This is a genomic window from Streptomyces sp. NPDC050564, assembly GCF_044457265.1.
Taxonomy (GTDB): domain Bacteria; phylum Actinomycetota; class Actinomycetes; order Streptomycetales; family Streptomycetaceae; genus Streptomyces.
This window is the reverse complement of record NZ_JBITGS010000030.1, coordinates 1-13623: the sequence shown is the minus strand read 5'-3', so window position 1 is coordinate 13623 and position 13623 is coordinate 1. Positions and strand designations below refer to the sequence as shown.

Annotated in this window: 11 protein-coding genes; 5 read left to right on the top strand and 6 right to left on the bottom strand. The window is 69.3% G+C overall.

Annotated elements, in window-relative coordinates; translation table 11 throughout:
- Positions 1–150 precede the first annotated feature (150 nt).
- Complete coding sequence (locus ACIBK0_RS37025) at positions 151–1215, top strand: LacI family DNA-binding transcriptional regulator (RefSeq protein ID WP_399089699.1); 1065 nt, start codon at positions 151–153, stop codon at positions 1213–1215.
- Here the strand turns inward: ACIBK0_RS37025 and ACIBK0_RS37020 are convergent.
- The 4 genes from ACIBK0_RS37020 to ACIBK0_RS37005 are packed head-to-tail and all read right to left on the bottom strand — an operon-like array spanning position 1178 to position 5791.
- Entirely contained in the window at positions 1178–2569 is a 1392-nt protein-coding gene (locus ACIBK0_RS37020; RefSeq protein ID WP_399089696.1) for a glycoside hydrolase family 32 protein, read from the bottom strand. The two genes, ACIBK0_RS37025 and ACIBK0_RS37020, sit on opposite strands and share 38 nt — an antisense overlap.
- Positions 2566–3420, bottom strand: a complete 855-nt coding sequence (locus tag ACIBK0_RS37015) for a carbohydrate ABC transporter permease (protein WP_399089692.1) — start codon at positions 3418–3420, stop codon at positions 2566–2568. Before ACIBK0_RS37015 ends, ACIBK0_RS37020 begins: the two co-directional genes overlap by 4 nt.
- Positions 3421–3434: 14 nt before the next feature.
- On the bottom strand, positions 3435–4385 hold the full coding sequence (locus ACIBK0_RS37010) for a carbohydrate ABC transporter permease (protein WP_399089689.1): 951 nt from the start codon (positions 4383–4385) through the stop codon (positions 3435–3437).
- The gene (locus ACIBK0_RS37005; RefSeq protein ID WP_399089686.1) at positions 4382–5791 is read right to left on the bottom strand and encodes an extracellular solute-binding protein; all 1410 of its coding nucleotides are present in this window, start codon (positions 5789–5791) and stop codon (positions 4382–4384) included. Before ACIBK0_RS37005 ends, ACIBK0_RS37010 begins: the two co-directional genes overlap by 4 nt.
- Before the next feature lie 168 nt (positions 5792–5959).
- Between ACIBK0_RS37005 and ACIBK0_RS37000 the strand changes: the two genes are divergently transcribed.
- Complete coding sequence (locus tag ACIBK0_RS37000; RefSeq protein ID WP_399089683.1) at positions 5960–7504, top strand: glycoside hydrolase family 32 protein; 1545 nt, start codon at positions 5960–5962, stop codon at positions 7502–7504.
- Positions 7505–7627: 123 nt separating this feature from the next.
- Here the strand turns inward: ACIBK0_RS37000 and ACIBK0_RS36995 are convergent, their stop codons facing one another.
- Both ACIBK0_RS36995 and ACIBK0_RS36990 read right to left on the bottom strand, forming a co-directional pair.
- Positions 7628–7909: a hypothetical protein gene (locus ACIBK0_RS36995; RefSeq protein WP_399089680.1), complete on the bottom strand. Its 282-nt coding sequence runs from the start codon at positions 7907–7909 to the stop codon at positions 7628–7630.
- Positions 7910–8288: 379 nt separating this feature from the next.
- Entirely contained in the window at positions 8289–8585 is a 297-nt protein-coding gene (locus ACIBK0_RS36990; protein WP_399089677.1) for a hypothetical protein, read from the bottom strand.
- 639 nt (positions 8586–9224) lie between these two features.
- On the opposite strand from ACIBK0_RS36990, the gene ACIBK0_RS36985 reads away from it, so the two are divergent.
- The 3 genes from ACIBK0_RS36985 to ACIBK0_RS36975 form a co-directional block, all read left to right on the top strand.
- The gene (locus ACIBK0_RS36985) at positions 9225–10184 is read left to right on the top strand and encodes a LysR family transcriptional regulator (RefSeq protein ID WP_399089674.1); all 960 of its coding nucleotides are present in this window, start codon (positions 9225–9227) and stop codon (positions 10182–10184) included.
- A gap of 216 nt (positions 10185–10400) precedes the next feature.
- On the top strand, positions 10401–12356 hold the full coding sequence (locus tag ACIBK0_RS36980; RefSeq protein WP_399089670.1) for a collagenase: 1956 nt from the start codon (positions 10401–10403) through the stop codon (positions 12354–12356).
- 455 nt (positions 12357–12811) lie between these two features.
- Positions 12812–13623: transposase (locus ACIBK0_RS36975; RefSeq protein ID WP_399089667.1), on the top strand; the 812-nt coding region annotated here is incomplete at its 3' end.

Here is a 13623-nt window from a genome sequence, read left to right as displayed (position 1 = left end):
TCGGGCACGGATCGCCGCTGCGCCCTTGGCCCAGTACGCGAGCCCGCTCGGCCCGCGCACGGATGGCAGGCGGACAGCGCCGGCGTCCCGGTCGCCGATAGGGTGGGGAGTGATCAACCGGGCGGGTGGGGGATGAGGGCAGCGGACGGTATGGGCAGCACCGAGGACAGCCACACGACGGGAACCGGGCGTCCCACGTCCCGGGACGTCGCGCGGCTCGCCGGTGTGTCGCACACCGCGGTCTCCTTCGTGTTCAACGGCCGTGCCGACGGCAACCTCTCGCTCGCCACCCAGGAACGCATCCGCCAGGCCGCGGCCCAGCTCGGCTACCGCCCCGACCCGGTCGCCCGCGGCCTGCGCCGCCGCCGTACCGCCGTGATCGGTCTGATCACCGACGAGATCGCCTCATCGCCCTTCGCGGGCCGGCTGCTGCGCGGCGCCATGGAGACCGCCTGGGACAGCGAGCACCTCGTCCTGACTGTCGACTCGGGCGGCGACGCGGCCAAGGAGGACGCGGCGGTCGCCGAACTCCTCGACCGCCGCGTGGACGGCATCATCTACGCGGCCATGTCCCTGCGCCGCGTCCGCGTCCCCGAGGGCCTGCACCGTACCCACTCCGTCCTCGCCAACTGCCTGCCCGAGGACAACTCCCTGCCCGCCGTCATCCCCGCCGAACGCGCCGGAGGCCGTACGGCGGCCCGCCTGCTCCTCGAGCAGGGACACCAAAGGATCGCGCTGGTCGGCGGACTGGACGACATCGCGTCGGTCGAGCGCCTGCGCGGCTTCCGGGACGCGCTGCGGGCGGAAGGGATCACCGTTCCCAAGGAATGGGTCGTACGGACCGGAGGCGAGATCTCCAGCGGCTACGAGGGTGCGGCGCGGCTCTTCGACGGGGCCGCCGTCGACCGGCGCCCCACCGGGATCTTCTGCTACAACGACCGGGTCGCGGCGGGTGTCCTGCACGCCGCGACCCGGCTCGGGATCGCCGTTCCCGACGACCTGTCGGTGGTGGGCTACGACGACCAGGAGCACATGGCCGCCTTTCTCGCTCCGCCCCTCACCACGGTCGCGCTGCCGCACCGGGCGATGGGCGAGGCCGCCACCCGGCTGCTCCTCGACGCCATCGACACCGGCCGGACGCCTCCCACCTCCGCGCGGCGCATCGCCTGCCCCGTGATCAGCCGCGCGTCGGTGGGACCTGCTCCCACCCCATGACGGCCGCCGCCGATCCCGTCACGACGAGCTCCGGTACGTCGTCGGGGCGCCGGTAGACCCGCTCGGTGACGGTGGCCCGGTCGTCGGCGAACAACTCGTACAGGGAGCCGTCGACCAGGACCCGGAACTTCAGCTCTCCCCGGGGTGGCACCTGTACCTCGATCGGCGGGGCCCCCTCGGCGTCTGTCCGGGGCCAGCCGCCGCGGTCCAGCGTCACGGTGCCCGCCTCCGGGTCCAGGCGGACCGTCAGCTCCTGGCCCGAGGCGGACCGGAGCAGACTCACGGTCGTCCGGTCGCGCGCTGTGACGCTGAGGTCGTACGCCTCCGGGAGCGCGGTCCGGCCCGGTGCGGTGACGAACGGCTCGGCGGCGCGCAGCACTTCGAGCTCCTGGGCCGGGGTGACCCGCAGCGACCCGTCCGGGTGTACATCCACCACCCGGGGCGCCGTGAGGACGCCGGCCCATCCGGCGCGCACGGCCTCGCTCTGCTCACGTGCCTCCCAGGACCAGCCCCACATCAGGGCCCGGTCCGTCTCCTGGAGCACGGCGGGGGCGTAGAAGTCCCGCCCGTGGTCGAGCCGGCCGCCGGCCCGCGCCTCGAAAAGCAACGCTCCTTCGCCGTCCCGCCACAGACGTCCCGTCAGGTAGCCGGTGGCACACGGATCTCCGTCCCACAGCGACACCACCAGCCCCCAATCCCCGCTCGCCGTCGCGTACATCTGCGGGCACTCCCAGCCGACCGCCTTGTCGCCGAACGCGTCGGTGGCGACAGGGTCGTTGCCGTCGACCAGCACCCCCGCGAACCGCCAGTCGGCCAAGTCGTCGCAGTCGTACAGCAGGACGGACGGCGTACCGTCCGCGTGTCCTGCCCCCACGAGCGCCCAGCGCCGGCCACCGTCGACGAAGACGAACGGGTCGCGGAACATCACCACGTCCAGACCGGGCGGCGGGCCGGTCACCACCGGCGTGGGCAGCGGCCTCCACTCGGTGAGCGTGTCGTCGTCGGGGTCCGTCGCCCGCGCCAGGCAGATGGTGCCGAGGCCGGTGTGGTCACGGTCGACTCCCGTGTACACCGCGGTCGGCACCCCTCCGTCGTCGACCACGCACCCGGACCAGCAGCCCGCCTCGTCCGGGCCGCCGGGCGTCGGGGTGAGTGCGACCTGGTGGTGGTCCCAGTGGGCGAGGTCGAGGCTGGAGACGTGACCCCAGTGGATGTTCGCGTGCACCGGCGCGTCCGGGTTGTGCTGGTAGAAGAGGTGGTGGCGGCCGCGCCAACGGAAGGGCCCGTTCGGGTCGTTGATCCAGTTGGCCGGCGGACGGACCCGGAAGTCAGGCGCATGAGGGTCGTGGCTCAACGGTTGACTCCTGCGGAGGTGATGCCCTCGCGAAGAGGGCGCTGGCCGACGACGAACACGGCGACGGCGGGGATCATGGAGAGGACGACGCCGGCGAGGACCACCGAGATGGAGCCGGTGCCGAGGTTGCCCTGCAGGGAGACCAGGCCCAGCGGCAGTGTGTAGTTCTGGCTGGACGTCTCGAGGATCAGTGGCCGGAAGAACTCGTTCCAGTGGTAGTTGAAGGCCAGCACGCCCACGATGGCCAGGCCGGGCGCGGCCAGCGGCGCGTATACGGACCGGAAGATCCGCCAGGGCCCGGCGCCGTCGAGCATGGCTGCCTCGCCGAGATCCTTCGGCATGCCCAGAAAGTACTGGCGCATCAGGAAGGTGCCGAACGCGGTCGGGAAGGCCGGGACGATCAGGCCGAGCAGGGTGTCCGTGAGCCCCATCGACTTCAGTACCAGGAACACGGGCACGATGGTGACCTGGAGCGGCACCATCATGGTCGCCAGCACGAGCCCGAACAGCGGCTTCTTGAAACGGAATTCGAGGCGTGCGAAGGCGTATCCGGCCAGGCCCGCCGTGATCATCTGGCCCACGGCGATCAGCGCCGTCACGAGCGTGGAGTTGACGGCGAGCAGCCAGACGTCGATCTGGTCGAAGACCCCGTGGTACGCCTCGGTGGTGGGGTGTGTCGGAATGATCCGCGGCGGCAGGTCGAAGGACTCGGCCGGGGTGCGCAGCGAGGTGGAGACGGTCCAGATGACCGGCCCGAGGGTCAGTAGGGCGCATACGGTCAGGGCGGCGATCCGTGCCCAGGGTGCGAGTGAGTGCCGCGTACGGCTCAGGGACAGCGTTGCTTGGCTCATGGGACTCACCCGGCTCACTGGTAGTGGACGAAACGCCGGCTGAGCCGGAACTGGAGGGCGGTGACCGCCATGATCAGCACGAACAGCAGCACGCCCACCGCGGACGCCTCGCCGAAGCGCAGCTGCTCGAAGGCGTTCTCGTAGATGACCATCACGACGGTCCTGGTGGAGTCGCCGGGCCCGCCGTTCGTGAGGACGTACGGCTGCTCGAAGACCTGGAGCGCGTTGATGATGCCGACGACCGACGCGACCAGCAGCGTGGGTGACAGCAGGGGCAGCGTGACGGTCAGGTGTTTGCGCAGGCCCGTCGCGCCGTCCAGGGCGGCGGCCTCGTGGATCTCTTTGGGGATGTTGTTCAGGCCGCCGACGAACAGCAGGAAGGAGAAGCCGAACTGCTGCCAGACGTAGACGAGAATCACGGCGGCCATCGCTGAGTTCTCCGATGTCAACCACGGCACCGGGGCGATCCCGATGAGACCGAGCAGCCAGTTCACGACCCCGAAGTCCTGGTTGAACAGGTACTTCATCACCACCGAGATGGACGCGGCGGACAGTACCAGCGGGAAGAAGAACGCCGAGCGGAAGACCGACCGCAGCCACACCGGCATTCGCCCGTTGACGGCCAGTGCCAGCACCAGGGCGATCAGCAACTGCAGCGCCACCGCGAACACCATGAACACGAGGGTGTTGCGGAAGGAGACCAGCACGGTCGAATCGCCCAGCAACTCACGGTAGTTGTCGGCCCCGGCGAAGCTCGGCGAGTCGATCACGTTCCAGTGGAACAGGCTGAGGACGACCGAGCCGGCGATGGGGACGACGGTGAAGACGACGATCCCGACGATCGTGGGTGCCAGGAACAGCGTGGCCAGCAGCCGTGTGCCGCGGTCGCGGACGGAGGGCCGCGGTGCGACGGGGAGAGGTGCCGCCGGGCGTGTCCGTACGGCCGGGGTCTGGGTGTTCGTCATACGTCACGCTCCATGGCCTTCTCCAGATCGCCCTGCATCCGGCGCAGCGCGGGGCGCACCGCCCGCGGGGAGGCAAGGGCGGTACCGGTGTGCTTGAGCAGCACCTGCTCGACCTCGGCGACCTGCGGCGGCGCGGGGATCGGCCCGGTGTCGGGGAACTTGTCGAGGGTGTCGTAGAAGACCTGCCAGTGCGTCGGGCCGGTCTCCTGGTAGCGGGCGGCGGTGAGCATCGAGCGGCGCGCCGGGGTGGTCTGGTTGCCTTTGAAGAGCTGGGTCAGCGTGTCCTTGAGGGCGGCGTACTTGATGAACTCCCAGGCCTCGTCCTGCTTCTTGGATGTGCGCAGCAACGCGTAGCCGGCCGCGCCGAACTGGTGGCGCCGGGCGCGCCAACGCGGGAAGTACTGCACGTCGTAGCCGCTGGGCTGCATGCCTGCCAGATGCAGACCGCCGGCCCAGAAGCCGCCCGCCGGCGTGACGCCGACGCGGCCGGTGGAGAAGACGCCGACGAGGTTGCTGCCGTTGCCGCCCTCGGGGCGGGTGCACAGGTCCTCCTGGATGAGCGAGGCGAGGTAGTCGTACGCCTCCTCCACGCGGAGGTCGGTGGCCTGCGGGGTGGTCCACCGGAAGCCGCCTCCGCGCCCGCGCCGCTCGGCGGCCGGGTAGAAGGTGTCCCACAGCCAGGAGCCGCCGGGCGCCTTGGACTCGGCGAGCAGGTTGGTGCCGTTCGCGAACAGCCAGGGCACAACGCCGCCCCACAGCCGGTTGGTCCAGAAGTACGGCGTGAAGTGGGAGCCGCTGGAGCGCTTCATGTCCCGTAGCAGCGTGGTGAATTCGTCGTGGGTCCAGTCGGCGGCCGGGAAGTCCGCGCCGGCCCGCTTGAGCACCTGCTTGTTGAGATACATGTCGGCCGCGTTGAACTCGACCGGCAGCTGGTAGAGGCTCCCCTCGTACATCATCGACTCCACCAGCGAGGGGTGGACGTCGGCGAAGTACTCGCGCAGTTCCGCCGCGTCCCGCTTCACCCAGCGGTCCAGGGGGACGCCGAGGCGCTCGGCGAAGAGCTGGACGCCCTCGGTGGCGACGTAGACGAGGTCCGGAGCGGTGCCCGCCGCGATCTGGGTGAGGATCTTCGCGAAGAAGTCCGACCAGTCGACGGCCTGCACCGCGTTGATCCGGAGCCTGATGCCCGGGTGCAGCTTCTGGAAGCCCTCGCTGAGGGTGCGGACGGCGGCTTGGTCGAAGGCGGAGCCCAGGGTGGCGACGACGAGGGAGCCGTCGTCGCGGCCGGGGATGTCGGCTCCGGTGAGCCGGTCCCAGCTCGCCGTGGTGCCGGCCAAGGCGGCGGCTCCAGCGCCGTAGGCGCCGTACCGCAGCAGGGCGCGACGGGAGAGGTGCGAGGCGGTCATCTGACGGGCCTAACTCGTGTTAGTTCAGGGGTGATGCCCCAGATGATGTGAAGCGGGTCACGGCCCTGTCAAGGGTCGCGAACGCTTGACCTTTAACGAGTTAGGTCTACAGTCCTGATTCCACATGAGCCGCCGTTCGCATGACTCGCACGAGAGGAACGATGCGTGATGCGTGGGATGTCCAGGAGAGCCTTGTTCGCCGGATCGGCCGCGGGAGCGGCCGGCGTGGCGCTGCCCGCAGTGCCGGTCGCCGCCCGCCCCAAGAGCGGGAAATCCGGCGCGAGTTACCGCGCCGAGTACCACTTCACGGTCCCCGACGCGTGGAAGAACGACCCGCAGCGACCGGTCTGGATCGACGGTGAGTACCACTACTACTACCTGTACAACGCGGACTACTTCACCGGAGCCGTCGGCACCGCCTGGCGCCTGGCCACCAGCGCCGACCTGGTTGCCTTCCGGGACCGCGGCGTCGCCGTCCCCAAGGACACGACCCCCAACGGGGACGTCTGGTCGGGCTCGGCGGTCGTCGACGCGGACGACACGGCGGGTTTCGGCGCGGGCGCGGTCGTCGTCGTCGCGACGATGTCCCACGACGACGGGCCCACCTCTCAGGCGCAGTACCTGTACTACTCCACCGACGGCGGTCGCACCTTCACGAACCACGGCACCGATCCGGTCCTGCCCAACCCCGGCGTGCGCGACTTCCGCGACCCCAAGGTGATCCGGGACGAGGAGCGCGGCCGATGGGCGATGGCGCTCGCCGAGGGCACGAAGGTCGGCCTCTACCACTCCGACGACCTCAAGAAGTGGACGTACGCGGGCGGCTTCGTCAAGGAGGGGATCGGGACGCTGGAGTGCCCCGACCTGTTCCGCATCACGGCGGCGGACGGTACGGCGAAGTGGGTCCTGGGCGTGAGCGCCAACGGCAAGGGCTCCGGGCTGCCGAACACCTATGCGTACTGGACGGGCTCCTTCGACGGCAACGCCTTCAGCGCCGACGCCGCGGACCCGCAGTGGCTCGACCATGGCTTCGACTGGTACGGAGCCGTCACCTTCGAAAAGCGCCGGCCCGACGGCTCCGTCGACCCGCGCACCCGGTACGCCATGGGCTGGCTGAACAACTGGGACTACGCGAACATCACGCCCACGATCGACTGCGACGGCTTCAACGGAACCGACTCGATCATCCGCGAGATCACGCTCGAGCGAGCCGCTTCCGGCACGTACTACCTGGCCTCGCGGCCGATCGCCGTCCTGGACGACCACGTCTCGCGCACGGTACGCCTCGGCGACCTGGAGGTCGACGGCAGCCGAGTGCTGGACTACGACGGCGTGGCCTATGAGCTCACCTGCGAGATCACCTGGGACCAACTCGCGGGCGCGGGCGTGCAGTTGCGCCGCTCGGCCGACGGCGGTCGGCACATCGACGTGGGCGTGTACGGCGACTACGCGTTCGTCAATCGACGCGGTGCCGTCAACCCCGACACCTCCGGCAAGTGGCAGGAGAGCCACACCTCGTTCGACCCCTCCGCGCGCAAGGTGAAGCTACGGATCTTCGTGGACCGCACGTCCGTCGAGGTGTTCATCGACGACGGTCGGTACGTGCACTCGATGGAGGTGTTCCCGTACCTCGTCGACACCGGGCTCGCGCTGTTCACGATCGGCGGTGCGGCAGTGTTCCGGAACACGGTGATACGGGAGTTCCGGGTGTGAGGTCTCCTGCGCGAGGATGACCAGGAGGCCATCAGCCTGTCCAGAAGGTCGCTCACCGCCTCCGACATGGTCACCCGGCACGGCAGCGCCGGCGAGACCGGGTGACGCGTGAGGGAGCAGGTGTCAGATCTCCATCACGGCGTCGCAATCGGGGCAGACCACGGACGCGTACTCCGCGGGGTACCACGGCGCTCCGGGGTGCTCGGACGGCTTCCAGTGGCTCGTCTCCATGGCGAAGGTGTCCTTGCCACAGAGCGACCGCGGTCCAGCCGCGGCGAGCTCTCCCGGGGCGGCGGGGGCTGCGTGCACCCTACGGACGGGCTGTTCCGCACCGTGTGGTGCGCCCGGGGAGGTGCGATGGGCCGCCGACCGGCCGAGCTCGTACACGACGACGATCTCGCTCATATCTCTACGGTAGGCGGCTGAGCCGTCGCCCCGCTTGTCGCAGCGGGCGGGCTGCCCGGAGCAGGGGGCCGGTTCGGGCTCGGCCCAGTCCATCCGGACCTCGGCGGGCGGCCCGCACATGCGCCCCTGGACGCGGTGGGGCTTGAATCCCCAGGCGGGTCGTGTGGCGGCCGCCGAGGTGTGTCCGCGTTCGAGTGCACTGTCACGGCGGGTTCGAGCCATTCAGGTGAGGCCTCGGTGATCTCCGACGGCTGTGGCATACCCGTGATGTGGGTGGAACGACGGGCGATGGCGCGTGCTCCGCGTACGTGCCGATCGACGACCTCCGATACGGGTCACGGGGCCGCGGAGGCTTCGGGCCGCTTCCGCTCGTCCATGGCTACCGCTGGGGGACGGAGAGTTCACGTCCGCGGTAGAAGCCTTCCCGCTCTTCGACGGTGTACGGGGCCATGGCCGCCCGCCGCTGCGCCTCAGGCTCCGAAGCCCGCCAGGAGTCGCATGCTTCCCTGGAATCCCAGAACGACACCCCGGTGATCTCCTGCCCGTCCTCGGACCAGTACGCGAAGGCGCGACGCAGGCCCTGCGGATAGGGGGTCGGGCGCCATGCCCTCTCGAACTCCTCCAGGGCGCCCGGCTGAAGGCGGCGCGTCGTTACCCAGACGAAGTGCTCCTCCATCGCATTCTCCTCGGTAGTACCAGTTCGGTTTGCCGGTCTCTCTCAGATCACCGTAGGTCCACAACAGCGCGTCTGCCCGCGCGGCGGTCTCGAGGATCACTGGCGCGGGTTCGCGCCGCGCCGGCTCGGTGACATCGGACGTTTCTGTTCGCGGGACGACCCGTGCCGCGACACCGTCCGTAGCGGCGTGTGGAAGGCCTGCACCTCGGACCGCTCGGGCTCGGCCCGATGCTGGGGTGCCGATCTCGAAAATCAACCAGAACACCATCAGCCCGGCCGTCATCCAGTCTCCTGGTCCTGCACGGCGGCGCCGAACGGCGGGTGAGCGACATCAGCCGACTCGACCCGCAATCCGGGCCTGTCGGCGTGCGGCTCCGCGCAGGGCGGCTCCAGCCGCCGGGACTTCCACCGGGTGCTCACCGCGACGACCGGACCCACCCCCGAGCTTTCCACTGGGCAACCCACCGGACCCGCCCCAGCGGTCGCGTATCAACTCCCGTGCCCGATGGCGGCGCATCCGCATCTTGTGGGTGGGACGGCGCGATGGAACGCTTCCCCTCCGCTGGTGTGACCAGAGGGCGGCATTGTTGTCACGGCCGGGTGGCCGGCGGCCCGGTGATGCGGACGGGGAGAGGGCGGATGGAGCTGGAGCTTCGGCATCTGCGCGTGCTGTGCGCGATCGCTGATGCGGGGAGCCTGGGGCGGGCGGCGTCGGAGCTCGGGTACTCGCAACCGGCCATGAGCACTCAGCTTCAGCGGATCGAACGCTTCTTCGGTCAGCTGCTGTTCGAGCGCGGCGTGTCTGGTGTGAAGCTGACGCCATACGGAGCGGAGGTCGTGGTTCAGGCGCGAGACGTCCTCGCACGCGCGGAGGCGATCGGGCTCCGACCAGTGGGGGTCGCGGCGAGTACGCGCCGGATCCTGCGCGTGGCCGCGACCAACTCACCGGTGCTGTCGGGCATGGTGGTCGGGGTCCGAAGTCGGCTGCCGGACGTGTCGCTGACGGTGAGCAGTGTGTACGCCTCCTCGCAGATCGTCGAACTCCTGGAGGGGGGCGAGGTGGACGCGGCGATCGCCGCGGACTATCCCGGAATGGAATTGCGCCACTCTGCCGCGGTGGCGCATCGCGGCATCGTCACCGAGCCGACGTTTGTGGCCCTGTCGGCTCGTCACCGACTCAGGCATCGCCCTCAGGTGACGCTCGCCGATCTGGCGGATGATGCCTGGTTCGTGACACCTGATGACGGGGCCGGCTGGCCGGGAGTCTTCTATGCCGCATGTGAGGCGGCGGGCTTCTCGCCGGTGGCGGTGCACGAATTCCTGGGCGACCGAGTGCAGTTGCAGAACATGATTGCCGATGGCCTCGGGGTGTCCTTGGTACAGGCGACGCTCCGGCCGACCCCGGAGGTGTTGATCAAACCGCTGATCGGCACACCGCTGTGGTGCCGTTACGTGCTGGCCTGGCGGCGCGACAGGGTTCCCGACGAGGTGGCCGAGACGCTCTTCGTTTCCGCCACTGCGGCGTACCGCGACCTCATCGCTCAATCGCCGCACTTGAGGGCGTGGGTCTCGCGGACGTGGAGCGTGGCCGGACCGTAGGGCCGGGTTCAGGCCGCACCGAGCTGTGCGCGGCTGTCTGCCGCACTGGGCGTCCGGTCGGATGTCGTGCCGGATGGTGAGGCCCGGCCGGATGTTATGGAGCGGCCGTGCAATGTGCTATGTCACACCCCATTGTTGGAGGCGGCAGGGATTGAGAAGGTGCCTCTCACGCCTCATCAGCTCTTTCGAGGCGCATCTATCCGTGAAGGAGTCCAGATGCGCTACCGCTTACCCCTGCCCAGATGCGTGGTCGGTTCTCTCGCTGCCGGTGTCACCATGGCCGGCCTGCTGGCGACGCCGGCGCTCGCCGCACCCCCACCACCGGCCCACACCAACGCCGCCATCGGATCCCGAAACGCGACGTCGCCCGTGCCGCCGACGGGCTCGACCCTCGGCCCCTCCGACCGGGCCGTGCAGGGCCGACGGGTGACTCCCGCCCAACTCCCGCCTCTCAGGCCGGCGACGCCCCCGCACGACCCGGCTGCCACGTCCGGACCGAACGCCGCACCGAGGGCGGCCTCGTGTACTCCGGCCGACTTCGGCAGCCGGACCGGATCCGCACTCGTCGCGTTCGTCAAGGCGTCGACCATCGACTGCGTCAACAGCCTGTTCGCCGTCACCGGTTCAGATGCGCACAAGATCTTTCGCGAGGCCCAGATGGTCACCATCGCGAAAGCCTTCACGGGCGCGGCCAAGAGGTACGGCGGCGACAACTCGGCCCATGTGTGGCAACTCGTGCTGTTCGTACGCGCGGGCTACTACGTGCAGTTCTACAACCCGTCGGACGTCGGCCCCTACGGCCCGGCCCTGACCACAGCCACGGCCGCCGGCCTGGACGCGTTCTTCGCCCGTGCACACTCGAGGGACGTCACCTCCGCGAACGGCGACATCCTGGGTGACGTCATCATCCTCACGGACAGTGCCGACCTGCAGGACCGTTACCTGAACGTCTACCGGCGGGTGCTGGGTGGATACAACAGCTCCTACGACGCCATCGCCGGCATGGTGGCAGCCGTCAACGACGTCTACACCCCCCTCTGGCGCGGCAACTGGAACTCCGCGTACGTCGACGCGGTCACGGCCGACCCGGGCATCATCGACGCCCTCAACCGGTTCGCACTCACCCACATGAACCTGCTGGGGACCGATCGTGCCTACCTGGAATCCAACGCGGGAATGAACCTCGCCCGCTACGTCGAGCACCCCGCGCTGCAGGCCCGCGTCCGGCCACTGGTCAAGGGCCTGTTGAACGCCTCGAAGATCACCGGCCCCACGGCCCAACTGTGGGTCGCGGTCGCGAGCCAGGCGGACTACTACGACAAGGCCAGTTGCTCGTACTACGACGTCTGCGACCTGGCAGGCCAGTTGACGAAGGCCGCGCTGCCGATCACCCACGCCTGCGACGGGACGCACACCATCCGGGCTCAGGCGCTGACCGCCGCCGACCTCGACGCGACATGCGCAGGCGTGCTGGCCCAGGACCCGTACTTCCACCGCCTCGTCAAGGACGAGGGCTCCATACCCGGCCAGTACGAATCAACCATCCAACTCGTGGTGTTCGCCAGCCGCGCCGACTACCAGACCTACGCCGGGGCAATCTTCGGCGTCAGCACGGACAATGGCGGCATAACCCTGGTGGGAGATCCGGCCGACCCCCACAACCAGCCCCTTTCGATCATGTATCAGAAGGACTACGACGACGGCTTCGTGGCGCGGATCTGGAACCTCAACCACGAGTACACGCACTACCTCGACGCCCGTGACGACATGAAGGGCGATTTCGCCCGACAGACCTCCGTGCCCGACGTCTGGTGGATCGAGGGCCTGGCCGAATACATCTCCTACAGCTACCGCGGCATCACCGATGACCAGGCGATCACCGAGGCGGGCAGGCGCACCTACACACTGAGCACGCTGTTCCAGAACACCTACGCCAACAGCGACGTGACCCGCACCTACCCCTGGGGCTACCTCGCGGTCCGCTACATGTTCGAGAAGCACCCGGCGGACATCCAACGCATGCTCGCCCACTTCCGAGTCGGCGACTACACGGGCGGCTACGCCGTCTACAACTCCGGCATCGGCACCCGCTACGACGCCGACTTCGACGCCTGGCTCATCGCGTGCGCCGCAGGCGCCTGCGCCGAGCCGGCAGCAGGCGGCGGCCGCTGACAGGGCGAACTCCGTCCAACGCGTTGGCCGCCCGCCAGGCCGATCGACTCCAGCAGCCGCGCATCACCCAGCGGATGCGGCCTGTCATGGCCAACGACGACACGGTCCCGCCAGGCCGCCGGTCTGGCGGGACCTGGACGTATGCGTGAAGCGAGTACCGTTCGATGGGCTCTGGCCGTGCTCGAAGGGGACAGGCGGACGACGGTTCTGCAGGGTGATGCGTTCATTTCACCTGATTCTGGCGAGGATGCCCCGGCGTTTACGCCGGGGAGGAATCGCCTCCAGTGGCTGCGACGCGGAGCGTCGCCGCGTCTGCTCTTGACGGGCGCGGAGCGCTCGCAGGGCTGCCCGGCGGAGCCGAGGAATGCGAACGTCTGTCTCGCTGGTCACCGGTCATGGTGATTGCTGAGTGAACTGCGGCCGCGTGTACGGATGTCGTACTACAGTCCGGTTTTGTGAAGTTGGTGGTGCGCGTGAAGCTGCTGCCGACGCCGGTGCAGGCGTCGGGGCTCGAGGCGACCCTGCGCGCCTGCAACCGGGCCGCTACGCAGGCCTCTTCCGTTGCCTTCGCCCAGGGCCTGAAGGACCGCAACGGTCTGCAGAGGCAGGTGTATACGGACCTGAAGGCGACCTTCGGGCTGTCCGCGCAGCCGCCGGTGCGAGCGGTGAAGAAGGTAATCGACGCCTACGCGACCCTGCAGGCCAACCTGCGGGCCGGAAGGCTTGGTCCGCCTACCTCGAAGCGGTACCGCAAGGCCGTCGGCTCGCCGATCGTCTTCCGTCCGCAGGCGGCTCAGCCGTTCGACGACCGCTGCCTGTCGTGGCAGTACGACGCGCGCACCGTCTCCATCTGGACCGTGGACGGGCGGATGAAGGGTATCCGGTTCGCCTGCTCACCCGACCAGCTCAAGACGCTCGTCGCCCACCGCAAGGGCGAAAGCGACCTCGTACGGCAGGGCGGCAAGTGGTTCCTGATCGCCACCTGCGACATCCCTGAGCCCAAGGTGTATGAGCCGGTGGACTTCATCGGGGTGGACCGGGGCATCGTGAACCTGGCCACCACCAGCGATGGCACCAACCACCAGGGGCGGCGGCTGTCGCGCTACCGGCGCTGGCAGGCCCGCAAACGCGCTGAGCTCCAGGCCAAGCGCACGCGCTCGGCCACCCGCCGTCTCGCCCGCCGCGCACACACCGAGCGCCGCCATGCCACGGATGTGAACCACCGGATCAGCAAGGAGATCGTGTCCGTCGCCCAACGCACCGGTCG

Coding starts and splice junctions, on each gene's coding strand:
- ACIBK0_RS36985 (WP_399089674.1), top strand. CDS start 9,225: ATGGAGCTGGAGCTTCGGCATCTGCGCGTGCTGTGCGCGATCGCTGAT.
- ACIBK0_RS36980 (WP_399089670.1), top strand. CDS start 10,401: ATGCGCTACCGCTTACCCCTGCCCAGATGCGTGGTCGGTTCTCTCGCT.
- ACIBK0_RS37000 (WP_399089683.1), top strand. CDS start 5,960: ATGCGTGGGATGTCCAGGAGAGCCTTGTTCGCCGGATCGGCCGCGGGA.
- ACIBK0_RS37010 (WP_399089689.1), bottom strand. CDS start 4,385: ATGACGAACACCCAGACCCCGGCCGTACGGACACGCCCGGCGGCACCT.
- ACIBK0_RS37005 (WP_399089686.1), bottom strand. CDS start 5,791: ATGACCGCCTCGCACCTCTCCCGTCGCGCCCTGCTGCGGTACGGCGCC.
- ACIBK0_RS36990 (WP_399089677.1), bottom strand. CDS start 8,585: ATGGAGGAGCACTTCGTCTGGGTAACGACGCGCCGCCTTCAGCCGGGC.
- ACIBK0_RS37015 (WP_399089692.1), bottom strand. CDS start 3,420: ATGAGCCAAGCAACGCTGTCCCTGAGCCGTACGCGGCACTCACTCGCA.
- ACIBK0_RS36995 (WP_399089680.1), bottom strand. CDS start 7,909: ATGAGCGAGATCGTCGTCGTGTACGAGCTCGGCCGGTCGGCGGCCCAT.
- ACIBK0_RS37025 (WP_399089699.1), top strand. CDS start 151: ATGGGCAGCACCGAGGACAGCCACACGACGGGAACCGGGCGTCCCACG.